The sequence below is a fragment of the Paracoccus sediminicola genome (assembly GCF_027912835.1).
GTDB classification, from domain to species: domain Bacteria; phylum Pseudomonadota; class Alphaproteobacteria; order Rhodobacterales; family Rhodobacteraceae; genus Paracoccus; species Paracoccus sediminicola.
The window spans coordinates 511,822-537,358 of sequence record NZ_CP115768.1 but is presented as its reverse complement, the minus strand read 5'-3'; the positions used below and the strand labels follow the sequence as shown (position 1 = coordinate 537,358).

At 65.0% G+C, this 25,537-nt stretch carries 26 protein-coding genes and 1 pseudogene; 6 read left to right on the top strand and 21 right to left on the bottom strand.

The genetic code is table 11. The annotated features are described in order from the left end of the window. Positions 1-196 precede the first annotated feature (196 nt). Together PAF18_RS02670 and PAF18_RS02665 are read left to right on the top strand one after the other, a co-directional pair. Positions 197-1,177: an XdhC family protein gene (locus tag PAF18_RS02670; protein ID WP_271117097.1), complete on the top strand. Its 981-nt coding sequence runs from the start codon at positions 197-199 to the stop codon at positions 1,175-1,177. Continuing rightward, positions 1,174-1,740 carry a nucleotidyltransferase family protein gene (locus PAF18_RS02665; protein WP_271117096.1) on the top strand — a complete coding sequence of 189 codons (567 nt, stop codon included), beginning with the start codon at positions 1,174-1,176 and terminating at the stop codon, positions 1,738-1,740. The genes PAF18_RS02670 and PAF18_RS02665 overlap by 4 nt, the downstream gene beginning before the upstream one ends. 9 nt (positions 1,741-1,749) lie before the next feature. On the opposite strand, the gene PAF18_RS02660 is transcribed toward PAF18_RS02665, so the two are convergent. The 9 genes from PAF18_RS02660 to PAF18_RS02620 form a co-directional block, all read right to left on the bottom strand. After that, positions 1,750-3,174: a UdgX family uracil-DNA binding protein gene (locus PAF18_RS02660; protein ID WP_271117095.1), complete on the bottom strand. Its 1,425-nt coding sequence runs from the start codon at positions 3,172-3,174 to the stop codon at positions 1,750-1,752. Beyond that, a complete protein-coding gene (locus PAF18_RS02655) occupies positions 3,171-4,406 on the bottom strand; it encodes a putative DNA modification/repair radical SAM protein (protein ID WP_271117094.1) in 1,236 nt (411 codons plus the stop codon). The genes PAF18_RS02660 and PAF18_RS02655 overlap by 4 nt, the downstream gene beginning before the upstream one ends. 88 nt (positions 4,407-4,494) lie before the next feature. Then, the gene (locus PAF18_RS02650; RefSeq protein WP_271117093.1) at positions 4,495-5,253 is read right to left on the bottom strand and encodes an HpcH/HpaI aldolase family protein; all 759 of its coding nucleotides are present in this window, start codon (positions 5,251-5,253) and stop codon (positions 4,495-4,497) included. Positions 5,254-5,260: 7 nt separating this feature from the next. After that, positions 5,261-6,064: a 2-oxo-hept-4-ene-1,7-dioate hydratase gene (gene hpaH / locus PAF18_RS02645; protein WP_271117092.1), complete on the bottom strand. Its 804-nt coding sequence runs from the start codon at positions 6,062-6,064 to the stop codon at positions 5,261-5,263. Next, complete coding sequence (locus PAF18_RS02640) at positions 6,061-6,936, bottom strand: fumarylacetoacetate hydrolase family protein (RefSeq protein ID WP_271117091.1); 876 nt, start codon at positions 6,934-6,936, stop codon at positions 6,061-6,063. The genes hpaH and PAF18_RS02640 overlap by 4 nt, the downstream gene beginning before the upstream one ends. After that, a complete protein-coding gene (locus tag PAF18_RS02635) occupies positions 6,933-8,339 on the bottom strand; it encodes a pyridoxal phosphate-dependent decarboxylase family protein (protein WP_271117090.1) in 1,407 nt (468 codons plus the stop codon). Before PAF18_RS02635 ends, PAF18_RS02640 begins: the two co-directional genes overlap by 4 nt. Before the next feature lie 11 nt (positions 8,340-8,350). Further along, positions 8,351-9,331: a 3,4-dihydroxyphenylacetate 2,3-dioxygenase gene (gene hpaD, locus PAF18_RS02630; protein ID WP_271117089.1), complete on the bottom strand. Its 981-nt coding sequence runs from the start codon at positions 9,329-9,331 to the stop codon at positions 8,351-8,353. 38 nt (positions 9,332-9,369) lie between these two features. Continuing rightward, complete coding sequence (hpaE, locus tag PAF18_RS02625; RefSeq protein WP_271117088.1) at positions 9,370-10,881, bottom strand: 5-carboxymethyl-2-hydroxymuconate semialdehyde dehydrogenase; 1,512 nt, start codon at positions 10,879-10,881, stop codon at positions 9,370-9,372. Between the two features lie 12 nt (positions 10,882-10,893). Next, the gene (locus tag PAF18_RS02620; protein WP_271117087.1) at positions 10,894-11,283 is read right to left on the bottom strand and encodes a 5-carboxymethyl-2-hydroxymuconate Delta-isomerase; all 390 of its coding nucleotides are present in this window, start codon (positions 11,281-11,283) and stop codon (positions 10,894-10,896) included. Between the two features lie 170 nt (positions 11,284-11,453). Here PAF18_RS02620 and hpaR point away from each other — a divergent pair, with 170 nt between their 5' ends. Then, entirely contained in the window at positions 11,454-11,930 is a 477-nt protein-coding gene (gene hpaR, locus PAF18_RS02615; RefSeq protein WP_271117086.1) for a homoprotocatechuate degradation operon regulator HpaR, read from the top strand. Between the two features lie 6 nt (positions 11,931-11,936). Here hpaR and PAF18_RS02610 read toward each other — a convergent pair whose 3' ends face one another. The 4 genes from PAF18_RS02610 to PAF18_RS02595 form a co-directional block, all read right to left on the bottom strand. Then, positions 11,937-12,911: a GlxA family transcriptional regulator gene (locus PAF18_RS02610; protein WP_271117085.1), complete on the bottom strand. Its 975-nt coding sequence runs from the start codon at positions 12,909-12,911 to the stop codon at positions 11,937-11,939. Positions 12,912-13,053: 142 nt separating this feature from the next. Beyond that, a complete protein-coding gene (locus tag PAF18_RS02605) occupies positions 13,054-14,139 on the bottom strand; it encodes an FAD-binding oxidoreductase (RefSeq protein ID WP_271117084.1) in 1,086 nt (361 codons plus the stop codon). Between the two features lie 4 nt (positions 14,140-14,143). Continuing rightward, positions 14,144-15,382 carry an aromatic ring-hydroxylating oxygenase subunit alpha gene (locus tag PAF18_RS02600; protein ID WP_271117083.1) on the bottom strand — a complete coding sequence of 413 codons (1,239 nt, stop codon included), beginning with the start codon at positions 15,380-15,382 and terminating at the stop codon, positions 14,144-14,146. Between the two features lie 308 nt (positions 15,383-15,690). After that, positions 15,691-16,320, bottom strand: coding sequence for a TetR/AcrR family transcriptional regulator (locus tag PAF18_RS02595; RefSeq protein ID WP_271118038.1), 630 nt, complete (start codon positions 16,318-16,320; stop codon positions 15,691-15,693). A gap of 248 nt (positions 16,321-16,568) precedes the next feature. Here PAF18_RS02595 and PAF18_RS02590 point away from each other — a divergent pair, with 248 nt between their 5' ends. The 3 genes and pseudogenes from PAF18_RS02590 to PAF18_RS02580 all read left to right on the top strand — a co-directional run. Beyond that, positions 16,569-18,605 (top strand): NADH:flavin oxidoreductase, encoded by a 2,037-nt coding sequence (locus PAF18_RS02590; protein WP_271118037.1) that lies wholly within the window; start codon positions 16,569-16,571, stop codon positions 18,603-18,605. A 144-nt stretch (positions 18,606-18,749) separates the two neighbouring features. Then, complete coding sequence (locus PAF18_RS02585; protein ID WP_271117082.1) at positions 18,750-20,153, top strand: aldehyde dehydrogenase family protein; 1,404 nt, start codon at positions 18,750-18,752, stop codon at positions 20,151-20,153. Between the two features lie 75 nt (positions 20,154-20,228). Beyond that, positions 20,229-20,636, top strand: a pseudogene (locus PAF18_RS02580) (AMP-binding enzyme); the annotation flags it as partial. A 12-nt stretch (positions 20,637-20,648) separates the two neighbouring features. Here PAF18_RS02580 and PAF18_RS02575 read toward each other — a convergent pair. Genes PAF18_RS02575 through PAF18_RS02540 form a run of 8 tightly spaced genes read right to left on the bottom strand, consistent with a single transcriptional unit; the run spans position 20,649 to position 25,399 of the window. Beyond that, on the bottom strand, positions 20,649-21,017 hold the full coding sequence (locus PAF18_RS02575; protein ID WP_271117081.1) for a cytochrome c3 family protein: 369 nt from the start codon (positions 21,015-21,017) through the stop codon (positions 20,649-20,651). Further along, positions 21,014-21,643 (bottom strand): ferric reductase-like transmembrane domain-containing protein, encoded by a 630-nt coding sequence (locus PAF18_RS02570; protein ID WP_271117080.1) that lies wholly within the window; start codon positions 21,641-21,643, stop codon positions 21,014-21,016. Before PAF18_RS02570 ends, PAF18_RS02575 begins: the two co-directional genes overlap by 4 nt. A gap of 21 nt (positions 21,644-21,664) precedes the next feature. After that, complete coding sequence (locus PAF18_RS02565) at positions 21,665-22,129, bottom strand: c-type cytochrome (RefSeq protein ID WP_271117079.1); 465 nt, start codon at positions 22,127-22,129, stop codon at positions 21,665-21,667. A 5-nt stretch (positions 22,130-22,134) separates the two neighbouring features. Beyond that, on the bottom strand, positions 22,135-22,581 hold the full coding sequence (locus tag PAF18_RS02560) for a c-type cytochrome (RefSeq protein WP_271117078.1): 447 nt from the start codon (positions 22,579-22,581) through the stop codon (positions 22,135-22,137). Next, on the bottom strand, positions 22,578-23,108 hold the full coding sequence (locus PAF18_RS02555; RefSeq protein WP_271117077.1) for a methylamine dehydrogenase light chain: 531 nt from the start codon (positions 23,106-23,108) through the stop codon (positions 22,578-22,580). Before PAF18_RS02555 ends, PAF18_RS02560 begins: the two co-directional genes overlap by 4 nt. Before the next feature lie 27 nt (positions 23,109-23,135). Next, positions 23,136-23,726: a thioredoxin domain-containing protein gene (locus tag PAF18_RS02550; RefSeq protein ID WP_271117076.1), complete on the bottom strand. Its 591-nt coding sequence runs from the start codon at positions 23,724-23,726 to the stop codon at positions 23,136-23,138. A 1-nt stretch (position 23,727) separates the two neighbouring features. Beyond that, positions 23,728-24,258: a MauE/DoxX family redox-associated membrane protein gene (locus tag PAF18_RS02545; protein WP_271117075.1), complete on the bottom strand. Its 531-nt coding sequence runs from the start codon at positions 24,256-24,258 to the stop codon at positions 23,728-23,730. A gap of 1 nt (position 24,259) precedes the next feature. Next, positions 24,260-25,399: an amine dehydrogenase large subunit gene (locus tag PAF18_RS02540; RefSeq protein WP_271117074.1), complete on the bottom strand. Its 1,140-nt coding sequence runs from the start codon at positions 25,397-25,399 to the stop codon at positions 24,260-24,262. Between the last annotated feature and the right edge of the window lie 138 nt (positions 25,400-25,537).

The window sequence follows — 25,537 nt, the reverse complement described above, 5'->3', positions numbered from 1 at the left end:
GCAGAACCGCGGTATCGCATCGCTCACCGCGCCAGAGATCACCGCGCCAGAGATCACCGCGGATGTTGAAACCGGACGGCTGCCCCGGATGTTATCGAACCGGTGCCTGCGTTCGGATGGGTTCCATCTTCCTATCCCTCTCAGCGACAGGTAACGCACCCTTGCGCTTGCTGATCGACAGACTCAGATAATGGGAATGAGCTTCACACCGCACCGCAGCCGCCAGGACAAGCAGATGCGCGACATATCCGAGACCGACCGCAGCGCCGAAGCGGCAGAGTTGCCCGCGATCTGCGAAAGCGAAGTGCCGCTCGACGCTGCGATGCGTGAGGACACGGCCATCGCGGTCATCACCGGGACCGAGGGGCCATCCTACCGCCCTGTCGGCGCCGCGATGGTCATTGGCGCGGATGGGGTCTGTACGGGCAGCCTTTCGTCAGGCTGCCTGGAAAGCGATGTGGCGCTTCAGGCGCAGGCGGCGCTGAAGGACGGCAGGCGGCGGAAACTCCGCTACGGGCGCGGCTCGCCCTTTATCGACATCGCCCTGCCCTGCGGCGGAGCGTTGGATATCGAGATCATTCCCCATCCCGACCGCGACCCCATCGCCCGCGCCCGCAAAAAGCTCGCGCAGCGGGACCGCGCCGAGCTGCGCCTGCGCAGCGGGACCGGGATCGGAACTGGCGATACGGCTGATCTGCTGCTGCATATCCTTCCCCAGACCCGGTTCGCGGTCTTGGGAAAGGGGCCGGAAACCATCTGTTTCGCGACGCTGGCGCGCGGCGCCGGTTACCCGGTCGAGCTCTACTCTCCCGATGCCGAGACGCTGGAGAAGGCGGGTTTCGGCACCACACTTTCGGGCACGCAGTGGCCAGAGGGTCTGGCGCTCGACCCCCACACCGCCGTGACGCTGTTCTTTCACGATCATGACAAGGAGCCGCCCCTGCTCGCCCATGCGCTGCGCAGCCCGGCGTTTTTCGTCGGCGCGCAGGGCAGCCTGCGGGCGCATCAGGCACGCTGTGAGGTGCTGCGCGATCTCGGTCTGCGCCCTGACGAACTCGACCGGCTGGCCTCGCCCTTCGGGCTGATCCCGTCCGCGCGCGACCCGCGCACGCTGGCCGTCTCGGTTTTGGCGCATGTTCTCGATACGGCGATGAGGTCCGGGGCGGACAGATCATGACCGGCACCGCTGCGCTGCTGCTTGCGGCGGGCAGGTCGATGCGCTTCGGCAGCCCCGACAAGCTGCTGGCGCCCTTCCGGGGACAGACCGTGATCGCAGCGGCAATGGCCGCTCTGGAGACGCCGCGCATCACAATGCGGCTGGCGGTGGTGTCATCGCAGCGCGTGGCGACGGCGGTGCAGCGTGCCGGGTTCGAGCCGCTCATCATCGCGGCGGGCCAGCCACAATCGGCAAGCCTCGCCGCCGGGGTTCGACACCTGGCCGGGCGAGATCTGGCCCGGATCGTGGTGGCGCTGGGCGATATGCCCTTTCTGCGACGGGACGATTTCGATGCGCTGATCACCCTTGCGGGGGATGGCGCCGCCTGCGCCCGGCGCGCCGCGCAACCCATGGTCCCGGCGGTCTTTCCACGCGTGATGTTTGACCGGCTGTGTCATGTCGCGGGCGACGAGGGCGCGCGGCGCTTCCTGACAGAACTGCCCGGCAAAAGCCGCCTGCCAATTCCCGCCGAGCGGCTGCGCGACATCGACACGCAGGACGATCTGGCGCGGACCGGCGGCTGAACCCGAACGTCAGCCCGCGAGCATGCGGCGCGCCCGGATCAGGTCGCTTACCAGCTGTTCGCGCGCCACCCGCGCGCCGGGACCGGTTTCGCGCAGGATCATGCTGGGATGCCAGGTGATCAGCACCGGCCCCTCGATCAGCCCGTTTTCGACACCGCCCCGGCGCGGCGTCAGCGGGTCGCGATTGCCGGTCAGCGCATAGGCCGCCGTCGCCCCGAGCGCGACAGTCACCCGAGGCGCGACGAAGCGACGCTCCAGCCCCAGCCACCACCGGCAATGCTGCACCTCGCCCGCATTGGGGTTCTGATGCAGCCGCCGCTTGCCGCGCGGGCGAAACTTGAAATGCTTGACGGCATTGGTCAGCCAGGCCCGCTCCGGATCGATCCCGGTCTCGGCCATGGCCTGCCGCAAAAGCTGACCGGCCGGGCCGACAAAGGGCCGCCCGGCAAGATCCTCGTGATCGCCCGGCGCCTCGCCCACGATCATCAGCGGCGCCTGCGGGTCGCCCTCCCCCCAAACGGTCTGCGTCGCGTGCTGGCACAGATCGCAGCGCCGGCAGCGCAGGGCCTGCGCCCGCGCCGCCTCCATCGTGTCGGGCGCGCTGTCATCCGGGGCCTGGCGCAGCCGCGCGGTGACCTTGGCGGCGAAGGCGGGCGCTTCGGTGGCACCGGCATCGGCCATGGCCTGAACCCGGCGCGGAGCATCGGCCAGCATCTCGCCGATCAGCCGCGTCTCCGGCAGATTCTTCCAATATTTCACCGGCATCTCCGAGCGCATCGCCTGGGTCTTGATCCGCGCCGGGTTGAAGATATTGGCGAAATAGGTCTGCCAGAGATCATGGCTGGCATCTTCGGGCAGATCCGGGCGCGGAGCGGGCGGTTCGAAGCCGATCGCCTCGCCCTCAAACCGCGCGATCCCTTCGGGCGTGGCGATCAGCCAGTCCATATCGGCAAAACGCTTCGCAAAGAACGGTGTCCCGGCTTCGAGGATCGGATGCTCCGGCTCGAACCAGGCGCCGAAGCTGCGCCGCGACCCCTTTGACGGCAATTCGTGGAAGCGCACGAAGGCGTGCATCTTGTGGATGTCGCGCCGCACCGATTTCGCCATCCGCTCAAGCCGGTTGCGCATCGGGTCGGCCGGGTTGGACAGAAAGCGCCGATCCTCTTGCGTCCGCATCAGTGCCGCATAAAGCAGCCCCCAGCGCTCGGGATCGGAATGGCTTGAAACCTGACGGGCGAGATCCAGCAAATCCTTCGTCGCCACCACTGGCTGCGCGCCCAAGCCAGGAACCGAGGCAGCGCCGAACAGCTCCGCCGGATCGTCGGGTGCGGCCCATCTCACCTCATCCGCCGCAACGCGATTGCTGGCGAGTTGCCGTGCCGCCGCCCGCCACGCCTCGAAGCTGCGGAACCGGGGCAGGTCGACGCGGATCATCCGAACAGCGACAATTGTTCGGCTGGGGGCGCGAAGCGCGCCCGCAGCCCGTCACTGTCGGTCAGCAGCCCCGGCTTCCAGTCGGGCAGCACCACAAAGGGCTGCGCCTTCGACATGATCGCGCCGATCCGCAGCAGGTCGCCATAGCGCACCGGACCGTTGCGACGTGCCGCGAGAATGCGGCTGACTGTCTTGGTGCCGAAGCCGGGCACACGCAGCAAAAGCTCTTTCGGAGCGCGGGCGACATCGACCGGGAACTGTGTCCGGTTGGCCAGCGCCCAGGCGAGCTTCGGATCAATCTCCAGATCCAGATTGCCGTCCGGTCGCGCCGCGCCGATCTCATCTGCGTCGAAACCGTAAAACCGCATCAGCCAGTCCGCCTGATACAGCCGATGCTCGCGCATCAGTGGCGGCTTGATGAGTGGCAGCGCCTTCGAGGCGTCGGGAATGGGGCTGAAGGCCGAATAATAGACGCGCTTCAGATCATAGCCCGCATAGAGCCGCGACGACGTGCCCAGTATCTCGCGATCCGTGGCCTTGTCGGCGCCGACGATCATCTGCGTCGACTGACCCGCCGGCGCAAAGGCGGGCGGGCGCTTGCCGCGAAAACTCCGCTCTTTCGCGGCCTCCCGCGAGAGGCGCATCCCGGCCATCGAGGCGCGGATCGTCTCGGGCCGCTTCTCGGGCGCCAATTCGCGCAGGCTGCCATCCTGCGGCAATTCGATATTCACTGACATCCGATCAGCATAAAGCCCCGCCTCCTCGACCAGCTCCGGCGAGGCGTCGGGAATGGTTTTCAGGTGGATATAGCCCTTGAAACCATGATCCACTCGCAACATCCGCGCAATGCGCAGAATATCGGACATGGTCTGATCCGGGCTCTTGATGATGCCCGAGGACAGGAACAGCCCCTCGATCATGTTGCGGCGATAGAATTCCAGTGTGAGCGTCACTACCTCTTCCGGGGTGAACCGGGCGCGCTCGACATTGCTGCTGACGCGATTGATGCAGAAGGCGCAATCATAGATGCAGAAATTCGTCATCAGGATTTTCAAAAGGCTGACGCATCGCCCATCCGGCGTATAGGCATGACAAATCCCAGTGCCCCCGGCAGAGCCGATCCCGCCCTTGCGAGAATCGCGCCGCGTGGTTCCGCTGGATGCACAGGAGGCGTCGTATTTCGCCGCATCCGACAGAATCGCCAGCTTGTCCTGAAGAGTTTTCTGCGCCATGACGGGCAGATTATGTTCTTATTTCGTTCTTGTAAATCCAACCGCGCGGAAAAGTGAGCGTCCGATCGCCTTGCCGTAGCGGCACAGTTCAGAATTCCGAGCGCAGGCGGCGCAGCCCCGCCGACAGAACGCCCACATCCGAACCGACGGCCAGAAACGCCACGCCCATCGCCGCATAGTCGCGGGCCAGCGCGAGATCGGTTGTCAGAATGCCCGCCGCCTTGCCCGCCTCGCGGATCCGGGGAATCGCGGCACGGATCGCCTCTTGCACGGGGGCGGCGCCTGGCTGGCCAAGATGGCCCATATCGGCAGCGAGATCCGAGGGTCCGATGAACACACCGTCCACGCCCTCGACCGCCAGAATGTCGTCAAGCGCGTCCAGACCGGCGCGGCTTTCGACCTGCAACAGCAGGCAGATCTGGTCATTGGCCGTGGTCAGGTAATCGGCGAAGGCACCATGTCCCGAAGCCCGCGCGAGCGTCGCGCCGATGCCGCGCACGCCTTGCGGCGGATACAGCACCGAGCGAACCGCCTCGCGCGCCTGATCGGCGGTTTCGATCATCGGGATCAGCAGCGTCTGCGCGCCCAGATCCAGCACCTGCTTGATGCGCGCGCGGTCATCGTCGCGCAGCCGCACCACGGGCTGGCTGTTCGCACCCACCGCGCGCAGCTGCGCCAGAACGTCGCGCAGCTCGTTCGGCCCGTGCTCGCCGTCGATCACCAGCCAGTCGAAACCGATGCGCGAGGCCAGCTCGGCGGCCGAAGCATCGCCGAGGGCGAGCCACAGCCCGATCAGCGTGTCGCCCGATTTCAGACGTGTCTTGAACAGGTTTTCGGGTGCGGACATGGGAACCTCATGCAAAATTGACGGAAGCGGAGCCGAAGCGACCGTAATCGGCGCGGATCTCGGAGCCGGGCGGGCATTCGACCGGCGCCAGGAAAGAGCCGGACAGCACCACCTGTCCAGGCTCGATCCGCTGGCCATATCGGCTCATCCGACGGGACAGCCAGATCATGCCGGTCACCGGATCGTCCTGCACCGCAGCGCCCAGCCCGGTCGCGACCACCTCGGCATCGCGCTTGACGATGGCACCGACCCAACGCAGATCGACGCTGTCGGGGGCGTGGCGCTGCGGACCCAGCACGATCCCGGCATTGGCGGCATTATCGGCCACGGTGTCGAAGACCTGGCGAGGCTGGCCGGTTTCGGGATCGGCGCGCAGGATGCGGGTGTCGAGGATCTCGATGGCGGGCGCGACGGCCTCGGTCGCGGCCAGCACCTGATCGCGCGTCGCCTTGCCCTCCAGCGGTGCCTTCATGATAAAGGCGATCTCGGCCTCAATGCGGGGCTGAATAAACCGGCCCGCGGGCACCGTCGCGCCATCGGCAAACGCCATATCGTCATAGAGCACCCCCGAATCCGGCGTGTCGATGCCAAGCGCATCCTGCATCGCCTTCGAGGTCAGCCCGATTTTCCAGCCGATGATCCGCCGCCCAGCTGCCAGCTTCCGCGCCATCTGCGCGGACTGGATCGCATAGGCGTCGTCCAGCGTGATGCCCGGATGGCGCTGCGACAGAAGGCCGATCTGGCGGCGCGTGGCCTCGGCTTCCAGCAGATCGGCGGCGGCGGCGGCGATGGCTTCGGGATCAAGGCTCATTCGTCGGCGACCCCGTTGCGCAGCGTGCCGATGCCCTCGGCCTGAACCTCGATCACATCGCCCGGCACCAGCCAGCGCGGAGGATCGAAGCGCGCCCCCGCCCCCGTCGGCGTGCCGCAGACGATCACATCGCCCGGCACCAGCGTGCAGAAGGTCGAGACGTAATTCACGATATAGCGGAAATCGAAGATCATCCGGCTGGTGCGGTCCTGCTGGCGGATCTCTCCGTTGACGCGGGTGGTCAGCTCGATGTCGTCCAGCTGACCCGCTTCGCGGAACGGCACCAGCCACGGCCCGATCGCGCCCGAGGCGTCCCAATTCTTGCCCTGCGTGACATTGAATTTGGCGTGGCGCACCCAGTCGCGGATGGTGCCTTCGTTGCACAGGCTCAGCGCGGCGATGTGGTCATAGGCATCCTCGCGCGCGATGCGGCGACCGGCCTTGCCGATGACGATCACCACCTCGCCCTCGTAATCCAGCTGCGCGGATTCGGGCGGGCGGATCAAGGGCTGACCGTGGCCCGTGAAGCTGCGCGGAAAGCGGATGAACAGGGAGGGGCGCGGAGGGGCCTCCTGCCCGTCCTTGTATTCGGCGTTGCGGTCGGGGAAATTCACGCCGACACAGATCAGCTTTTCAGGGTCGGCAACAGGGATCATGTATTCGACCTGATCCTCGCGGAAGGTCGGTGCACGCCCTTTGGCGGAGGTGATCAGATCTTCCAGCGCGCCCGCCTCGATCACCTGTTTCAGTCCGCTGAACCGCGCGCCGAATTCCGGCGTCAGATCGATGATGCCCTGATCGGTCACCATGCCGTAGCGTTCGGTGCCATTGGCACGGAAGGCAGCGATGCGGGCGGGGACGGGGCGGGTCATGGCTTGCTCATGCGTTGTGCGGTGTCGGTGATGGCCCGATAGGCGATGTCGATATCTTCCTCGGTGCAATCGAACTGCCCGGCCTGAAAGCGGATGACGACCCGTCCCGCCGCACGGGTCTGGGTCAGATAGATGCGGCCATCGTCATTGATCGCGTTAAGCAGCGCAATGGTCTGCGCATCATCCGCGCCCGTCTGGCGAAAGCTGAACAGCGACAGCACCGGCGGGGTGGTGATCTCGAACCCCGGTGTCCGGGCCAGCCTGTCGGCCAGCGCCTGCGACCAGCGGACATGGTTGCGGATCATGCGGCGCAGCCCCTCCAGCCCGTGAAAGCGCAGCAGGAACCACAGCTTCAGCGCCCGGAAGCGACGGCCCAGAGGCACCGACCATTCGGAATAGTTGATGATGCCGTCCTGGCCGTGGGTCTTCAGATATTCAGGCTGTATCGCCAGCGTCCGGACCAGCAGATCGGGATCACGCAGCAGATGGGCAGAACAGTCGAACTGCGCGCCCAGCCATTTATGCGGGTTGAAGACGATGGAATCGGCATCCTCGATCCCCTGCCACAGATCGCGGAATTCGGGGCAGATCATCGCGGCCCCGGCCCATGCGGCATCGACATGGCTATAAAGATCATGCCGCTTCGCGACCGCTAGAACCGCGCTCAGATCGTCGCTGGCGCCGGTGCCGGTGGCGCCGATGCAGGCGATGACCCCTGCCGGGACATGGCCCGCGGCCAGATCGGCGCGGATCGCGGCGTCGAGCGCCTCGGCCGGCATCGAGCCGATGGGGCTCTCTGCCGGGATGCGGACCAGATTTTCCTCACCGATCCCGGACACCCAGATCGCGCGGTCGATGGATGTATGCACCTGATCCGAGCAATAGATCCGCAGCCGCCCCTGCCCCGCCAGCCCCTGCCGGTTGCCCTGCCAGTTCAGCGCGCGTTCCCGCATCACCAGCACGGCGGCCAGCGTCGCGGACGAGGCACTGTCCTGGATCACCCCCGAAAAGCTTTCCGGCAGGCCAAGCGCATCGCGCAGCCATTCCATCATCCGGGTTTCCAGCTCGGTCGCGGCGGGCGAGGTCTGCCACAGCATGCATTGCGCCGCCATCGCCGTGACCAGATGTTCCGCCACCACCGAGACCGGCGCCGCATTGGCCGGGAAATAGGCGAAAAACCGGGGATGCTGCCAATGGGTCATGCCGGGCTGAATGATCGCCTCGAAATCGTCGAAGATCGCCTGCATCTCCTCTCCGGTTTCGGGCGGGCGCACGGGCATGGCGCGATAGATCTCGCCCGGCTGCGTCTGCGCGCGCACCGGCCTGTCGCGCAGCGATGCGCGGTAGCGCGCTCCCCACAGAGCGGCCTTTTCGGACCAGCGTTCGAATTCCTGCGGCTCCATGCGCTGCCTCCTTACGGCGCGATGATCGGGCTGGCCTTCAGCCTGCTTTCGGCAGGCTCCACCCCGTGAAAGACCGAGCCATGTTCGAACCAGGACCGCGGTGCGGGCGCGCCCCACAGGGTCTGGCGCTGCGGGTCCTTCAGATCCCATCTGATCGCCTCGAGATCCGGGTCCACGGTCTGATAGTCCGAGCAATAGAGCTCGATCCGGTGTCCGTCCGGGTCGAGGATATAGAGGAAAAAGGCGTTGGAAATGCCGTGCCGCCCCGGCCCCCGCTCGATATTGCCGACATAGCCGGTGGTTGCCATCAGATCGAGCAGGTCGATGATGTTCAGCGGCGTCGGCACCCAGAAGGCGGTGTGATGCAGCCGCGGGCCGGTGCCGTTGGTGAAGGCAATGTCATGCACCCCGCCCTTGCGATGCGTCCATGCCGCCCACAGATGGCCGGTTTCCTCATCCTCGGTGTATTCCGTCACGCGAAAGCCGATCCGGTTATAGAAATCCACCGCCTTGTCGACATCGGTCGAGAAACAGTTGAAATGGTCGATGCGCAGCGGCTTCACGCCTTTATAAAGCGCATAGTTCTGATGGATGGGTGGAAGTCGGTCCATCCTGAAATAGAACTCGATGGGCATGCCGAAACAGTCATGGGTTCGCAGCGTGCGGCCCTGATATGCGCGCTCGACCCATTCGACCGCGTGGCCCTGATCCCTGAACCAGCCATGAGCCTTGTCGAGTTCGCCCTCGTCAAAGACCTTGAAGGACAGGCTGTGGATCTCTGCCCTGTCGGATTTGCGCAGCACCATGCAGTGATGGCCGCGTTCCTCCATCGCGCGCAGGAAGATGTGGTCATCATCCTCATCGGTGACCTGAAGCCCCAGAGTGTCGACATAGAAGGCGCGGCTGGCGGCCAGATCGGTCACGCCGAGCACGACATGCGACAGCCGGAGGATATTGAAGGGCGGATGCAGATTCGGAGCGGGAATGGGCATTGTCTCTCTCCCCTGGCGGTGACGATAGGCGGCGCGGATCAGGTGCCGAGCTTCGGGATGTCATGAAGTTGCCGGGGGAAGCTGACATTGACGGTTTCCATGTAGAAATCAAAGGACCACTCGCCCCCGTCGCGCCCGATGCCGCTGGCCTTGACGCCGCCAAAGGGCGTCGGCAGGTGGCGGACATTCTCGGAGTTGACCCACATCATCCCGGCCTCAAGCCGGTCGGTCATCCGCATCGCGCGGTTCAGATCGTTGGTCCACAGATAGGCGGCCAGCCCGTAATCCACGTCATTGGCCAGCCGCAGCGCGTCCTCTTCGTCGCGGAAGGGGATGGCGGTCAGCACCGGGCCAAAGATTTCCTCTTGCGCGATGGCCATGTCGTTCGTCGCGCCGGTGAACAGCGTCGGGCGCACAAAGCAGCCCTGATCGCCGACCTTCTCGCCGCCGGCGGCAATGGTGGCGCCCTGTTCGCGGGCGCGGTCGAAATAGGACAGCACCTTCGCCTCGTGTTCGGGGTGGATCAGCGGGCCGACCACGGTGTCGGGGTCCAGCGGGTGGCCCACCCTGATGCGCTTCGCGACCTCGGCCACGCGGGCGGTGAAATCGTCATAGATGCTGTCCTGCACCAGAAGCCGAGAGGACGAGGTGCAACGCTCGCCATTCAGCGAATAGATCATGAAGGTTGCGGCATCGACGGCGCGGTCCAGATCGGCATCGTCGAAAACGATCACCGGATTCTTGCCGCCCAGTTCGAAATGGACGCGTTTCAGCGTCTTTGCCCCCTGCGCCATGATCATGCTGCCGGTGCGGCTTTCGCCGACAAAGGCGATGGCCCTAATGCCCGGATGTTCCGTCAGCGCGCGGCCCGCATCCTCGCCCATGCCGTTCACAAGGTTCAGAACCCCCGGCGGCAGCCCGGCACCCTCGGCGATCTCGACCAGCAGGCGGGCGGTCATGGGCGAGAATTCGGCAGGTTTGTGGACCACGGTGCAACCGGCAGCCAGGGCGGGCGCGATCTTCCATGTGGACAGCATGAAGGGCGTGTTCCACGGGGTGATCACCCCCACCGGCCCGATCGGGCGGCGCGAGGTCACATTCATCTGGTTCGCCGTGCGCAGCGCCTGCCCGTCCTCGGCCTGAGGCGCCTTGTCCGCGAAGAAACGGAAATTATCCGCCCCGCGCAGCGCCGCCTTGGACATGAAGCGCAGCGCCTGCCCGGTATCCATGCATTCGGTGAAGGCGATTTCCTCGGCCCTCGCTTCGATGGCATCGGCGACCCGATGCAGGATCTTGCGCCGTTCGGCCCCCGGCATCCGGCCCCATGTCGCGAACGCCTTTTGCGCGGCGGCGACGGCGGCGTCGATATCGGCGGCACCGCCCTTCGCCACCCGCGCCAGCGGTTTCAGATCGACCGGAGAAATCGTCGCGAAGGTCTCGCCCGACTGCGCGGATGCATCTTGCCCGCCAATGCGGTTCAGCACCCCGTCCTTCGCGAAGCGCGCCATATAATCCTGCGCGCGGGCGATGTTGTCGCTGAGCCTCGTCATGCGGTGTTCCTTTCAGCCTTTGCCCGACAGGCGGGCATGGATCGGCGTGTTCTTCCAGCTAAGATCCGGATCGGCGACCCGTATCTCCAGCGAGAGGGCGAAATGAGGTGTCGCCAGCGGACCGGCCAGCGCGGCCTCGGCGGCGCCCATGATCGTGGCGCCGGCCTCGGCCAGCGCGGCCTTTCGGCGCCCTGCCCCGACGGTCAGGGTGAGCGCGGCAAAATCATTCTCGGCCAGACCATCCGCGACGATGGCATGATCGGCGGCAAAGGCCCGCACCCGGATTCCGGCCAGCGGAAAGATCCCGGTCGCCACCATCGCGCGGTGCAACCCCGCACATAGCGACCCGATATCGGCGCGACGCGCCAGCCCGCGCGAATACTCGATCCTCAGATGGGGCATGATCCTCTCTCCCTTTAATTAACGTGTGAAATAAAAGAGCCGAAGTCAAGGTCGAAGGATGACAAGCTGACAATGCCACGGCGGAGCGCTGTCCGCGCGGTCATTCTTGCCAAAGATCGAATCCTGTCACATTGTCGGATATCCACGGCAGAAGACGCGACTGACACCACATGGACGACCAAAGCCCCCGAGACGGTTTCGAGTTTGCTCAGACGCGCCGCAGCCTGCCCATTGCGCTTCTCATGGCCCGCGAAGCGGTGATGGAGCGGTTCCGCCCGATGCTGAATGACAAGAACGTGACCGAGCAGCAATGGCGGGTGCTGCGGGTCCTGAAGGAAAGCGGCAACGCGGATGCCTCGGCCCTGTCGCGGGCGGCCTGCGTGCTGCCGCCATCGCTGACCCGCATCCTGCGCACGCTCGAAGCGCGCGGCTTCATCGCCACGCGGCGCGATCCGCGCGACGGTCGCCGCGCCAGCATCGCGCTGACCCGCGAGGGGCAGGACTTCATCCGCGAAGTCTCACCCGAAAGCGCCGAGATCTATGCCGAGATCGAGCGCCTCATCGGCCCCGACCGCATGACCGCCCTGCTCGACGAGATCGAGTTCCTGCAAGCCGCGCTGTCGGAATCCGACCAACGCCGCGACTGACCCGCATCAACGCGCAACGGTGCCCCGTCCGGCCGGCCGTCCGCGTTGCGTGACCGGCGGGGCGCCGTAGGCGGTCCGATAGGCGCGAGTGAAGCTGCCGCCATTCTCGAAGCCGCAGGCAAAGGCGATATCGGTGACCGGCATCTCGGTCTGGACCAGCAGATGCCGCGCCTTTTCCAGACGCATCTCCATGTAATATTTGCGCGGCGAGGTGTTCAGATATTTCCCGAAAAGCCGTTCGAGCTGGCGCACCGAGATGCCGATCTCGCGGGCGATGGCCGATGGCGGCAAAGGCTCTTCCAGATGGCTCTGCATCAGCTCGATGGCGCGGACGAGATGGGCGTTGCGCATCCCGTTGCGCGATTGCAGCGAAACCTTTTGCGCCGAGCTCGCCTCGCGCGCGGCGCTATAGACCATCTGGTCGGCCACCGCGACGGACAGGTCGCTTCCGTGATCCTCGCGGATCAGGTGCAGCATCAGATCGGCGGTGGCGGTTCCGCCCGATGCAGTGAGGTATTTCTCGTCGGCGACAAAGACGCTGCGCACCAGATTCACCTCGGGAAAGGCCTCCATGAAGCTGTCATGGTAATCCCAGTGCAGCGCCGCCTTGCGCCCGTTCAGGAACCCCGCCTGAGCCAGGATGATGGTGCCGGCGCAAAGCGCCCCGATCCGGCCCCGCCCCTTGCGGTCAAGCTGCCGCAGCGCCGTGACCAGTTCACGCGAGGCCACACGGTTCAGCCCGGTGCTCGACAGGACGAACAGCCGGTCGCAGGGCGGGATGGATGCGAAATCGGCATGGACCAGATTGACCGTGCCGTCCGAACTCACCGCGGTCTCGCCATTTTCCGAGACGTAGGACCAGCGATACAGCTCTTGGTCGCTGATGAGATTGGCGATGCGCAGCGGATCGACCGCACAGGCAAATGCCAGATGGGTGAAGCCGTCCAGCAAGGCAAAGACGACATGGTGTGGACCCGTCACGCGCCGGCATCTCCCGAAACATGGCCGCGCAGGGACGCCCTGCCGGGCCGGGTTGGCCTGACCGGAACCCCCCGGTCAACGCGGCATGATAATCCGCGGCGCGACGCCGCGCCAGATACCGAAAACATCAGCGCGCACGGGTTCAGACATCCACCTCGATGGCGCCGATGGGCTTGGAACAGCAGGCCAGCACATATCCGGCCTCGATATCGTCCTCCGAGATGCCGCCGCTATGGACCATGTGCACCTGCCCGGACAGCTTGCGGATCTTGCAGGTGCCGCAGACGCCGAAGGTGCAGCCCGAAGGGATATTCAGCCCCGATGATTTCGCCACGCCGAGGATCGTGTCGGTCTCTCGGCATTGGGCAGTCACCGCTGCACCGGCGAAGGTGATGCTCGCGGACGCGCAGGCATCGGGGACCAGATCGTCCGGCTCCTCCAGCTCGGCCTCGCTCTCCACCGGGGCGGCGAAGCTTTCCTGATGATAATGCTCCATGTCGAAGCCGAGCGCGATCAGCATCTCGCGCACCGCGTTCATGAAAGGCTCGGGTCCGCAGCAATAGATCTGCCGGTCCAGATAATCATTCGCGATCAGCCCCAGCATCACCTGGTTGAGCCGCCCGCGATAGCCGGTCCAGACCTCGTAGGGGTCCTCTTCCTCGACAATGAAGCTCAGCCTGATCGACGGCGCGCGCGAAGCCATCTGTTCAAGCTGCGCGCGACCGATGATCTCGACCGGGCGGCGGGCGCAGTTGATGATGGTGACATCCGCGCCGGTGCCGCGATCGAAAAGATAGCTGGTCATCGAGAGCGTCGGCGTGACACCCGACCCCGCAGAGATGAACAGATATTTCCGCGTCGCGCCCGGATCGAGCGTAAAGATCCCCGCGGGCCCCGACGCCTTGATCCGCATCCCCGGACGCAGATTGTCCAGCATCCAGCGGGTTCCGACACTGCCCTTCTGCGCCTTGACCGTGACCGAGATCGACAAAGGCCGCGACGGCGGGGAGGAAATCGTATAAGTCCGCCAGATCGGCCCGCCGGGCAGCGGCAGCTCCAGCGTCAGGAACTGGCCGGGCTGATAGCGGAACATCGCGCCCGAGGGCGAAACGAAGCTGAAGGTCGCGCAGTCCGGCGCCTCTGGCACGACCGAACAGCAGACCAGAGTCTCGCTGTCGGTCCAGATGCCGGTGTCTTCGGTGACGGTCAGATTGCCCTGAATGGTCATCGCGCTACTCCGCCGCCCGCGCCTGCGGGCCGATGATCGAGCGGGTCAGCGCGTCGGCATACCAGTTCACGAACTGGATCACCCCGCCCTCCTGGCTGACCGAATAGGGACCGGGTTCGTAGGCCGGCGAATTCACCCCGCGCTGATTGTTCTCGACCACCTCGCGATCTTCGGCATTGGTCGCGATCCACACCTCGGTGAGCCGGTCCAGATCGTAATCGCGCCCCTCCTCGGCATCCTTGTGCACCAGCCATTTCGTAACGACCTCGGTGGTGGTCGGGCTGAGCGGAGTCAGCCGGAAGACGATGCTGTGATCCGACAGGAAATGGTTCCAGCTTGTCGGATAGTGAAACTTCAGCAGCGCCCCCGCATCGCGAAACGGAAGGGTCGAATTCGGTTTGCTGACGGCAACCTTGCCATCCATCGTGTAGCTTTCAGCGCTGCCGACCAGCGGGGTGCGCATGAAGCGCCAGTCCCCGATGGGCGAGATGCGCATCGCGCCGGGCGCGCCCGCCGCCTCGCAGCGCTCGACATGCTGGCGCTGTTCCTCGGCCATCTCGCCAGAGCCGTCATTGCCCGCTGCGCGCGGGTCTTCGGGGAAGGTGCGGCACAGCGCCGGGTGGTTGCCCGAACAGTGATAGCATTCGCGATTGTTTTCCCAGACCAGCTTCCAGTTGCCGTTTTCGATGATGGTGCTTTCATAGGCGACCTTGGAGTTCTCCAGATCATGCGGGGCCAGATAACGCGCCGCCTCGGCCGCATAGCCCGAAAGATCCGGCGCCTGCGCGGCGAGGCAGATGAACACCAGCCCCGAGACATTGCGGCAATGAACCGGCTTCAGCCCGTGCCGCGCGGGATCGAAATCCGGGCCCATGTCGCGCGCCCAAAGCAGCCTGCCGTCCAGCTCGTAGGTCCATTGGTGATAGGGGCAGACGATCTTGGGATTGGTCCCCTTGCGCGACTTGCACAGGACCGAGCCACGATGCCGGCAGGAATTGTGAAAGGCCCGGATCTCGCGATCCGCCCCGCGCACGATCACCACCGAGTAATCCCCGACCTGATAGGTGACATAATCGCCGGTCTTGGGAATCTCGCAGGCGGGGATCGCGAACAGCCAGTCGCGATACCAGATATGTTCCAGATCCACCTGCAAGGCGCCAGGATCGCAGTAAAGCTCTCGTGACAGGGAATGGGCCGGCTTGCGCCGCATCAGGATCGACAGGATATCGGCCTCACGCAACATACGGATCTCCTTGACCGGGTCTGCCCTGACAAAGCGGCCCGGCCCCAAAACCACCGCGGGAAACCCTGGTCAGCCCCGCCTCTTCCGTCCAGCAGACACCGAAGCGCAGGGTGCGACTTTGCAAATTGCGACATTCCGAAAACATGGCGCGACCTGCACCACGATTTTCGATCCTCTGTGGCCGCTGAGGCGCAGCCGCTTTCTGCTGGGATGACAAGGGGATGCGCGCCACGGACCGGTTGATGCAGCGCCTTGCGCGGTCGCATTTTCGTGACCGTGAGAACGGGGTGAAACCGGCGTGAATCGGCCTAGTCGCGATGCCCGATCTGCGCCTTGAAACGCTCCAGCTCCTGCGCGGGGAGCCATTTGTCGGTGTAGATCTCGACATAGCGCGGCACGCGCTGAAGCCGTTCGGACAGGCTTTCCTGCACGCGCATCGAGATATAGCCGATCTGCGCCAGATAGATGGTCCGCGCCCTTACATCGGCGTCGTCCGGCGCATGGCCCCAGCCTTCCAGCAGGGCACAAAGCGCCGCCAGCCGGGTCTCGTCGGCCTGTTGCAGGCGGCGCTGCGCCTCGGCGTCATGCTGCGCCCAGCTTCGCACCGCAAGCTCGATACTGGTGTCGAAACGGCCGGGCGCAAAGAACACTGCGAGCACGTTCAGCATCGCCTCGGTCTCGGTCGCGGCATAGTCCCGCGTCGCCGCCACCAAGGGTTCGGTCGTGGCCTCGTCCCAGCGGTCAAGCAGCCCCTGCAAAAGCTGCCGTCGATCCTTGAAGAACCAGTAGAAGCTGGTCCGCGACAGGTTCAACGAAGCGGCAAGCGGCATGATCTTTACCGCGCCCACCCCTTTGCGGATCAGCATCTCATAGGCGGCATCGAGCCAAAGCTCGCGTGAACCGCGCCAGCCGCGCTCGGGGAGATGGCCCTGTGACATGGCCGTTACATAGCGGGTCCGCGCAATGCTGTCCATGAAATGTTCGTTCATGTCTATTTTCACGACATGCTTACAAGATACTGGAACGGATAGGTTTCAGGAAGCAGGACTGTTCCCACAGGCATCCCGTCGCCCGCCGGACTGTCCCGGCACGCGACAGGAATGAACTTTTAATTGACACAACTGAACATTTTTCGAAAACTCGCTTTCAGCGCATGTGCGGCACCGATTCACGCGAGGCTCTTGTCATGTCGAACGACCCCCTGCTCCAGCCGTTTCAGCTCAAGCATCTGACGCTGAAGAACCGCGTCATGATTACCAGCCACGAACCGGCCTATCCCGAAGACGGGATGCCGAAAGACCGCTATCGCGCCTATCACGTCGAACGCGCGAAGGCCGGAATCGCCATGACCATGACCGCCGGTTCGGCCAGCGTCGCGCGCGACAGCCCGCCCGCCTTCAACAATATCCTGGCATGGCGTGACGAAGTGGTCGGCTGGATGAGGAAAGTTGCCGATGAATGCCATTCCGAGGGCTGTGCTGTGATGATCCAGCTCACCCATCTGGGCCGCCGCACACGATGGGACAAGGATGACTGGCTGCCCACCCTCTCATCCTGTCATGAGCGCGAGGCGGCGCATCGGGCCTTTCCGAAGCAGATCGAGGATTGGGACATCGCGCGTGTGATCGAGGATTATGCCGACGCCGCCGAGCGCATGAAAAGCGCCGGTCTCGACGGGATCGAGCTGATGGCTTACGGCCATCTTATCGACCAGTTCTGGTCGCCGCTGACCAATGATCTCGACGCGCCCTATGGCGGAGATCTGGACAACCGGATGCGCTTCTCGGTCGAGGTGTTACAGGCGATCCGCGACCGCTGCGGGCCGGAATTCATCGTCGGCATCCGATATACCGGCGATGAGCGCCTGCCGGGCGGGATCAGCAAGGAGGACGGGTTCGAAATCTCGCGGCGGCTGAAATCCAGCGGGCTGGTGGATTTTCTGAACGTGGTGCGCGGCCATATCGACACCGATCCCGGCCTGACCGATGTGATCCCGATCCAGGGGATGCGCAACGCGCCGCATCTGGATTTCGCCGGAGAGATCCGGGCCGAAACGCAGATCCCGACCTTCCATGCCGCGAAGATCCCCGATCTGGCCACGGCGCGCCACGCCATTGCCTCGGGCAAGCTGGACATGGTCGGCATGACCCGCGCGCATCTGGCCGATCCGCATCTGGTGCGCAAGCTTGTCGAAGGGCGCGAGGACGATATTCGTCCCTGCGTGGGCGCGAATTACTGTCTCGACCGGATCTATCAGGGCGGCATGGCATTGTGCATCCACAACCCCTCGACCGGGCGCGAGCTGGAGCAGCCGCATCTGATCGCGAAAGCGCCTTCGGCGAAGCGCGTGACGGTGGTCGGCGCAGGCCCTGCCGGGCTGGAGGCCGCCCGCGTCGCCGCCGAGCGCGGCCATCAGGTCACGGTGCTGGAAGCCGCCAGCCAGCCCGGCGGCCAGATCCGCCTGACCGCCCAGCAGGAGCGGCGGCGCGAGATGATCTCGGTCATCCAGTGGCGCTATGAACAATGCCTCAAGATGGGCGTCGGCTTCCGCTTCGACACATTCGTCGAGGCCGAGGACGTGATCGCGACCGACCCGGACGAGGTCATCATTGCCACGGGCGGGCTGCCCCATACCGAGATACTGCGCGCCGGCAACGAGCTGGTCGTGTCGGCCTGGGACATCCTCTCTGGCGATGCGCGGCCCGGTCAGGACGTGCTGGTCTTCGACGATGCGGGCGATCACGCCGGATTGCAGGCCGCCGACCTGATCTCTGCCACCGGAGCGCGGACAGAGATCGTCACCCCGGACCGGATGTTCGCCCCCGAGGTGATGGCGATGAATCTGGTCCCCTATATGCGCGCCATGCAGGGCCGCGACACGACATTCACCGTGACCTGGCGGCTGGAGGAAGTCGCGCGCGAGGGCAACAAGCTGCGCGCCACGCTCGGCTCGGATTATGGCGGTGTCAGCCGCGAGCGGGTCGTCGATCAGGTGGTGGTCAATCACGGCACGCGGCCCCTGGATGAGCTGTATTTCGAACTGAAACCGCAATCGCGCAATCTCGGCGAGGTGGATTACGAGGCTTTCGTCGCCGGACGTCCGCAGGATATCGAGACCAATCCCGACGGCTCCTTCCGGCTGTTCCGGATCGGCGACGCGGTCGCCTCGCGCAATACCCATGCGGCGATCTATGACGGGTTGCGGCTGGCGCGGCATCTTTAATCCGCGCCTCTGCAAGCGACTGAACCGAAAGAGTTTCATTGGCGCGGCAGTCCCAATTTCTGGCGCGCCGGGCCGAGACCTTACCGGGCCGCGAATGCTAGCCTCGTCGCGGATACCGGCACAGGGCCGGACATGGGAGGAATCATGGATCACAAGATGCTCATCAACGGGCAGCTCGTCGCAGGCGATAAGATGCTCGACGTCATCAACCCGGCCACCGAAGAGGTGTTTGCGCGTGTGCCGCATGCCAGCGAGGCCGATCTCGACCGCGCGGTCGAGGCGGCGGCGGCGGCGCAGAAAGATTGGGCGAAGAAATCCATGGCGGAACGCCGCGCCAAGATCGAAGAGCTGGCCGCCGCGATCGGCGACAATGCCGACGATCTGGCCCGCACGCTGGTCCAGGAACAGGGCAAGCCCCTGCCCGAGGCACAGGGCGAGGTCGAGTGGAGCCAGGGCTATCTGATGCACACCTCGACGCTGGAACTTCCCGACCGAGTCATCCAGGACGATGCCGAATTCCGCATCGAGACGCGGCACAAGCCGCTCGGCGTGGTGGGCGCGATCGTGGCGTGGAACTTTCCCCTTCTGCTGGCCTGCTGGAAGATCGGCCCGGCGCTGATGGCGGGCAATGCGCTGGTGCTGAAACCGGCGCCGACCACCCCGGTCACGACGCTGAAGCTGGGCGAGCTTTGCGCGAAGATCTTTCCGGCCGGTCTGGTCAATATTCTGACCGACGCGAATGATCTGGGCCCGAAGATGACCGCACATCCCGGCATCGCCAAGATCGGATTCACCGGCTCGTCCGAGACTGGCAAGCGGATCATGGCCAGTGCTGCCGACACGATGAAGCGCGTCACGCTGGAAATGGGCGGCAATGATCCGGCGATCATCCTGCCCGATGTGAATGTCCGCGAGACCGCCGAAAAGGTCTATGGCGGCGCGTTTTTCAATGCCGGTCAGGTCTGTCTGGCCGTCAAGCGCGCCTATGTGCATGACGAGATCTATGACGAATTCTGCGATGCGCTTGTCGATATCGCCTCGACCACGGTGCTCGATGACGGGCTGAAACAGGGCACCACGATGGGCCCGATCCAGAACAAGGCGCAATTCGAGAAGGTGAAAGGCTTTATCGAGGATGCCCGTGCGAGCGGCAAGGTCATCGCGGGCGGAGAGGTGCGCGAGGGAAAGGGTTACTTCATCGCTCCCACCATCGTCCGCGATGTGAAGGACGGGCAGAAGATCGTCGACGAGGAACAGTTCGGCCCGATCCTGCCGGTGATCCGCTTCGATGATGTGGACGACGTGATCGCGCGGGCGAACAACTCGGATTACGGGCTGGGCGGCTCGGTGCATTCGGCCGATGTCGAGAAGGCCACCGAGATCGCCGGCAATATCGAGACCGGCACGGTCTGGGTGAACCAGCAGATGAATATCGGTCCGCATATCCCGATGGCCGGGTTCAAGGGATCGGGGCTCGGTGTCGAGCAATCGGTCGAAGGGCTGGCCGAGTATACCCAGATGCAGGTCATCAACGTCGCCCGCGGCTGACAGCCGCACCAACCCGACCAGAGCGCGCGGCGCCCTCGCCGGTGCCGCGCGCCTTTGTCTCAGCGGGGCGGGGACAGGCCCGCCCAGATGCGCACCGGCGATCTGGGCGAATTCGATGCAGAGGGGTTCTGCACCATTGTCGGGCGGGTGAAGGACATGATCATTCGCGGCGGCGAGAACATCTATCCGCGCGAGATCGAGGAATTCCTGATCCGCCACGAACAGATCAGCGATGTGCAGGTCTTCGGCATCCCCGACGCGAAATTCGGCGAGGAAGTCTGCGCATGGGTCGTGCCGCGCAAGGGCAAGATGCCATCGGCTGAATCGCTGCGCGATTACTGCAAGGGACAGATCGCGCATTTCAAGATCCCGCGCCATATCCGCATCGTCCCGGAACTGCCGATGACGGTCACGGGCAAGCCGCAGAAATTCGTCATGCGCGACGAGATGCAGAAATTGCTGGAGGCCGAGGCGGCTGAATGAGCGGCGCCGGGTTCAGAATTCGTGATCCGGGCTGTGGCAGCCGATGCAGGATCGCGTCGGCCCCGAGGCCGCACCCGCCGCATGGTCCGAGACATGGCAATCGCGGCACAGCCTGTGAAACTGCTGTTCCAGCAACGGGCTGACTTTCGGATCGGTGACATGGCAGCTGAGGCAGGGGGGGCCGGGGCGGCGGTCGATGAATTCGTGATGGCAGCTCGCACAGGGCACCTGGACGTGATCGTCATGGACGAAACGCATCGGCAGGATCGGCGGACCGCCCGCAGGCAGCGCCGCGCGACCGATCGCAGGGTCGGCCCCGGGTCGCCGCAAGATCACGAGCGCCGCACCCAGGAGCAACAGCACCGCGAGCGCCCATTTCATGTCCCGAAATTCCGGATCATGGCAAATACCGCGGCGAAACAGGCCCCGCCGACGACATAGGCCGAAAGCGGCACCTGAAACGGCGCACCGAGCCAGCCCCAGGCCCCGCGACCCAGACAACAGAGCAGGGACAGCGCCACGAGGGCCAAGACCGAAGGCCAGCCGGGCAGATAGAAGCCACTCAGCACGATATGCAGCGCCGCGGCAATCGTGGCGAGCGCGCCCAGCCAGCGATGCCACAGCCGGAACTGCGCATAGTGGCGGTGCAGACGCATCCGCTCGGGCAGATGCGCCAGCACGCTCAGCGCCGTCAGCAGCAGAAGCGCGGCGAGCCCGAGCCACATATGCAAGGGCGCGCCCGGTTGCAGATAGACGCGCAGCACATCATCGCTCAGCAGCAGCCAGAACCCATGCGCGAACATGAACATCACCACCGCGTCCCCGATCCGCGCATGGGCTCGACCGGTCCCCTGCCGCCGCGCCGGGATCATCTGGAACAGCAGACCGGCGAAAGCCGCAAAGCCGATACCCTGCCCCAGATCCCAAATCCACCCGGCACCGAGACGCGGCTGGCCCAGGAAACTCACCGCGAAGATCAGGATGAAAAATGCCGCGAGTGCCCGCATTCGCCGCGCCGCCCTGCCCGCTCAGGGCCATGGATAATCGGCGATGGCGATCCCCGAGGCGTCGAGTGTCTTGACCACCTCGCGCCGGAACAGAACCACATTGCCCACCGTGCTGGCCCGCCGCCTTGTGACCTCGTCGCCGGTGAAATGCCCTTTACCCTCGCCCCATTCGTCAAGGATGTAGTTCAGCACGCCGGCGATCTCGGCATCGCTCATCTTCGTGCCGATCACGCCCGGCACATGCAGGATATAGTCGCGCCCGATCTCGACATCCGCGATATGCTGCACCGAATCGGGAAAGGCCGGGATGCCGCCCGCGATGGTCCCCTGCCCGGTCAGCCCGTGGCAGCCAGAGCAATGCAGGATGTAATTCGCGCGCGCCGTCTTTCGCGCCTTTTCCGGCGACAGATCCTGCGCCGCCGCCGGACAGACGGCGAGCGACAGGATCAGCGCAAAGATCCCGGCGAGCTTCGGGCGGGACGGCATCGGCTTCACTCGGTCTCGGGGCGCAGCTCTTTGACCGCGTCCTGACCCTTGTCGCCGTCGCGCACCGCCGCGATGGCCTCGGCGGTGAGCTCCTGTTCGGTTTCGCCCAGCTCGGTCAGCACCCAACTGCCGATGGTGGCGAGGTCTTCATCCTCGACCCCGGCCACGGCGGGCATCGGAATGCCCGAATACATCTCTCCGCGAACGGTGATCGGCATGTTCATGCCTTTGGTCATGACGAGGGCCATGAATTCAGGGCCGTCATCGCCGAGCGCCTGCCAGAAATCCGGCCGGTCGAGCGGCGGGGCAAGGCCCGGCGTGCCTGTGCCGCCGGTGTTGTGGCAGGCCCCGCAGCTTTGATCGAACAGCGCAGCGCCATCCGCAGCCTCCTGCCCGAGCGCCGGACCGGCCAGCAGACCGGCCAGCATGACCAGACCGAGGCGGGGCATCATTCGGCCATCCCGACAACCAGCGACACGGTGCAGTGATAGCCCTTGTCGGTATTGGCGAGGCACCAGTTGATGTCGTTATAGAGCCCCATCTGATAGCCGGGACGCTCGCCCTTGTTCTGGTTGCAGAAGGTCGCGCTCGGCACGAAGGGCTTGCCGCAGCAATCGTTATAGCTGACCAGATAGTCCTTGCCGTCATCGGGGTTCGAGCAGGTGCCGACCCAGGCCACCGCCGACACGGTCGAGCCGGGCGGACAGGTGGTCAGCGTACCGCCGGATTCCTCGCAAAGGAAGCCGTCGATGGCGCAGTGACGCCAATAGCTGCACGGGTCCTCTCCGCTGGTGGCGGGGCTGGCGGCATTGGCGCGCCGGTCGAAGGGCAGCACCGGGGTGACAACCGCCGCGCCCAGCATCGCGGCTCCGGTCCGGGCCATGAACGAGCGCCGCCCATGCTGTCGGGCCGAGGCGCGGATATTGGTCTCGATCACCTTGTCGAAACGCTTGAGCAGGTTTTCCATGATGCGGGACATGTCAGTCTCCTTTCCGGGTGGCGTGGGTCAGCTAGGGGTCATGCCGGCGACGGCGGCCTGATAAGAGGGGATGCCGGTTTCCGAGGCGGTGAAGAGGCTTTCGAGCTGTTCGCGGCTGTTCACCAGCCCCTTGGCGGCAACCTTGCCGTGGCGGTCGATCAGCACCGCGAAGGGCAGTTTCGAGACGCGGAAGCTCATGCCGAGCTCCGAGGACAGCACATAGGGGAAGCTGTCCAGGCCTTCGGCCTCGATCAGCCGGCGATGCAGCGCCTCGCGCCCGTCAGAGGCGAGGATCACGTCAAGCCACTGGCCCTCATCGGCGCGAATCGATTTCAGCGCGGGCAGCAGCGCCTTGCAGTTCGGGCAACTGGTGGACAGGAAGAACACGAGCTGCGCCTTGTCGCCGCCGCCGAGCGTCAGACCGGGGCCGTTCAGATCAGGCAGCGCCATGCCCGGCACCTTGTCGCCAAGCGCGGGTCCGCTGTCCGAGATCATCGCGCCGACCGGCGAGACCCGTTCGAACAGAATGCCGATCTGGCGGGCGAGCGCAAAGATGACCGCAATCTGGATCACCACGACGATCCAAAGGACGATATTTGAAAATAGCAACAGGCTCATTTCAGATCTCTTCGTTACGAATATGCGGCAGATGCGAGGCGAGCTTTTCGGCGACGGCATAGATCGCGGCCAGAACCAGCGCCGCAGCGATGGCGAGCGCGGCCTCGGCGGGCCGAACCGGCATGGCGGGCAGCACCGCAACCCAGAGCGCCAGCGCCGTCAGCAGCGCATTGCGCCCGAGCGTCAGCGCCGACACCATCTGAGGCGCGCCGCCGCAACCGCAGTCGATCCGGCTTTGTCCGCGCATCAGCGCCGCCGCCATCAGCAGCCCGTATCCCGCGAACAGCCCGGCTGCGAGCAGCGCCCCGGCGAGGCGCGTGGCGGGCAGCATCAGCAACAGGATCGACAGCGCTTCAAGCAGGGTCAGCGCCCGGACGGCAGGCCCGGCCCAGCGGTCTGGAACGACGCCATAGCCCTGCGCGAAGCCGAGCGTTTCAAGAAACCCCGCCAGCTTGTGCCATGCGGCGCGCGCCAGCACGATCACGAGAAAGCTCGTGATCGTGACCGAGGCGAGGGATGCCAGCGACGCCATTTCAGTAATCGGTGTCGACAATGGTCGGGAAGAAGGCGAGCCCTTCGAGCGAGACGGCGGTCTCGATCGAGACCTCGTCGCCGTCCATCCCGATCTCGTAGCGATGGACGCCGCCCAGGTGGTCGATGCCGATCAGCTGCGGCGTCTCGCCGCGGCTGACGGTGATGCTGGAATCGCCATTCGCGGCACCCCGTCCGACGACGGTTTCGGTTTCCATGTCCACGGCCCAGATCTCGGCGGCGGGGGTCTTGTGCGTGCCGTCGCCGGGGTTTTCATGCATGGTCACGAAGAGCGTGTCCGAGGGCTCGTGATAGGCCATCAGGTTATAGCCGGACGGCGCCCAGCCTTCCTCGGCGAAATCGATGGTCTTGACCAGCGAAGGCGCCTCGCCGCTGTCATCGACGACATAGAAGGATCCGCCATAGGAGACATAGACGAGATTGCCATCCACCCGCACCGCATTGCCGAAAAGCGGGTCCTGCTCGGGATCGAAGACCGGTTCGGATTTCGCGCCTTCGCCGGCGCTGCCATCGGCCGAATAGCTGTATTTGGCGATGGTGCCGTCCCCGCAGAGCGTGGTGAAGGCGTTGCCTTCAAGCGTCGGATAGGCGGTCCAGCATCCCGGTGTCGGGATCTCGACCAGATCCGTGCCGCTCTCCAGATCGACGATATTGACCGAGGTGGCCGGGGTCGCGTTTTGCAGGACGAGGAAATCCCCGTCCGCCGAAAGATTGATCGTCCCCCGCTGGCTGAGCGCCTGCGCAAGCTTGGGCGACACGGTGAATTCACGGTTCGCCACCAGCGTCGCGGCATCCCATTCATGCACCACGGCCTCGACCTCGCCATAGCTGTAGCGGCTCATATAGACCGATGCCGTCCAGACGCTGGCCTGATCCGGCCCCATCATCAGCTGGCTGAACGTGCCCGCGCCGATCGTGCCCTCGAGCGTCAGGTCTTCGGCGTTCAGCACCGAGACCTGGCTCGGCCCGGACAGCCCCATATCCATGACATAGACATGATCGCCCTCCGAAATCCGTTCTTCGACGGTGAGGGTTTCGGGTTCGATATCGGTCTCCTGTCCGAAGCCTTGAGACGCGGGAATGACGGCAACCGAAATCGCGAGGATGAGATTCTGTTTCATGGGCGACCTTCTGGGCTGTTGTGACGGATCTTCGGGCAGGATGTCGGCACGGGCCGCGCAAGAACGCCGGCGCGCATCGTCGCGCGACGACGGTGTTTGCGCATGGATCGGCGCGATGGCGCGCCAGTCCCGGCTGGG

Excerpts from the sequence above, each read along its gene's own strand:
- PAF18_RS02670 (WP_271117097.1), top strand. The coding sequence starts at position 197 with ATGAGCTTCACACCGCACCGCAGCCGCCAGGACAAGCAGATGCGCGAC.
- PAF18_RS02665 (WP_271117096.1), top strand. The coding sequence starts at position 1,174 with ATGACCGGCACCGCTGCGCTGCTGCTTGCGGCGGGCAGGTCGATGCGC.
- PAF18_RS02660 (WP_271117095.1), bottom strand. The coding sequence starts at position 3,174 with ATGATCCGCGTCGACCTGCCCCGGTTCCGCAGCTTCGAGGCGTGGCGG.
- PAF18_RS02655 (WP_271117094.1), bottom strand. The coding sequence starts at position 4,406 with ATGGCGCAGAAAACTCTTCAGGACAAGCTGGCGATTCTGTCGGATGCG.
- PAF18_RS02650 (WP_271117093.1), bottom strand. The coding sequence starts at position 5,253 with ATGTCCGCACCCGAAAACCTGTTCAAGACACGTCTGAAATCGGGCGAC.
- hpaH (WP_271117092.1), bottom strand. The coding sequence starts at position 6,064 with ATGAGCCTTGATCCCGAAGCCATCGCCGCCGCCGCCGCCGATCTGCTG.
- PAF18_RS02640 (WP_271117091.1), bottom strand. The coding sequence starts at position 6,936 with ATGACCCGCCCCGTCCCCGCCCGCATCGCTGCCTTCCGTGCCAATGGC.
- PAF18_RS02635 (WP_271117090.1), bottom strand. The coding sequence starts at position 8,339 with ATGGAGCCGCAGGAATTCGAACGCTGGTCCGAAAAGGCCGCTCTGTGG.
- hpaD (WP_271117089.1), bottom strand. The coding sequence starts at position 9,331 with ATGCCCATTCCCGCTCCGAATCTGCATCCGCCCTTCAATATCCTCCGG.
- hpaE (WP_271117088.1), bottom strand. The coding sequence starts at position 10,881 with ATGACGAGGCTCAGCGACAACATCGCCCGCGCGCAGGATTATATGGCG.
- PAF18_RS02620 (WP_271117087.1), bottom strand. The coding sequence starts at position 11,283 with ATGCCCCATCTGAGGATCGAGTATTCGCGCGGGCTGGCGCGTCGCGCC.
- hpaR (WP_271117086.1), top strand. The coding sequence starts at position 11,454 with ATGGACGACCAAAGCCCCCGAGACGGTTTCGAGTTTGCTCAGACGCGC.
- PAF18_RS02605 (WP_271117084.1), bottom strand. The coding sequence starts at position 14,139 with ATGACCATTCAGGGCAATCTGACCGTCACCGAAGACACCGGCATCTGG.
- PAF18_RS02600 (WP_271117083.1), bottom strand. The coding sequence starts at position 15,382 with ATGTTGCGTGAGGCCGATATCCTGTCGATCCTGATGCGGCGCAAGCCG.
- PAF18_RS02595 (WP_271118038.1), bottom strand. The coding sequence starts at position 16,320 with ATGTCACAGGGCCATCTCCCCGAGCGCGGCTGGCGCGGTTCACGCGAG.
- PAF18_RS02590 (WP_271118037.1), top strand. The coding sequence starts at position 16,569 with ATGTCGAACGACCCCCTGCTCCAGCCGTTTCAGCTCAAGCATCTGACG.
- PAF18_RS02585 (WP_271117082.1), top strand. The coding sequence starts at position 18,750 with ATGGATCACAAGATGCTCATCAACGGGCAGCTCGTCGCAGGCGATAAG.
- PAF18_RS02575 (WP_271117081.1), bottom strand. The coding sequence starts at position 21,017 with ATGAAATGGGCGCTCGCGGTGCTGTTGCTCCTGGGTGCGGCGCTCGTG.
- PAF18_RS02570 (WP_271117080.1), bottom strand. The coding sequence starts at position 21,643 with ATGCGGGCACTCGCGGCATTTTTCATCCTGATCTTCGCGGTGAGTTTC.
- PAF18_RS02565 (WP_271117079.1), bottom strand. The coding sequence starts at position 22,129 with ATGCCGTCCCGCCCGAAGCTCGCCGGGATCTTTGCGCTGATCCTGTCG.
- PAF18_RS02560 (WP_271117078.1), bottom strand. The coding sequence starts at position 22,581 with ATGATGCCCCGCCTCGGTCTGGTCATGCTGGCCGGTCTGCTGGCCGGT.
- PAF18_RS02555 (WP_271117077.1), bottom strand. The coding sequence starts at position 23,108 with ATGTCCCGCATCATGGAAAACCTGCTCAAGCGTTTCGACAAGGTGATC.
- PAF18_RS02550 (WP_271117076.1), bottom strand. The coding sequence starts at position 23,726 with ATGAGCCTGTTGCTATTTTCAAATATCGTCCTTTGGATCGTCGTGGTG.
- PAF18_RS02545 (WP_271117075.1), bottom strand. The coding sequence starts at position 24,258 with ATGGCGTCGCTGGCATCCCTCGCCTCGGTCACGATCACGAGCTTTCTC.
- PAF18_RS02540 (WP_271117074.1), bottom strand. The coding sequence starts at position 25,399 with ATGAAACAGAATCTCATCCTCGCGATTTCGGTTGCCGTCATTCCCGCG.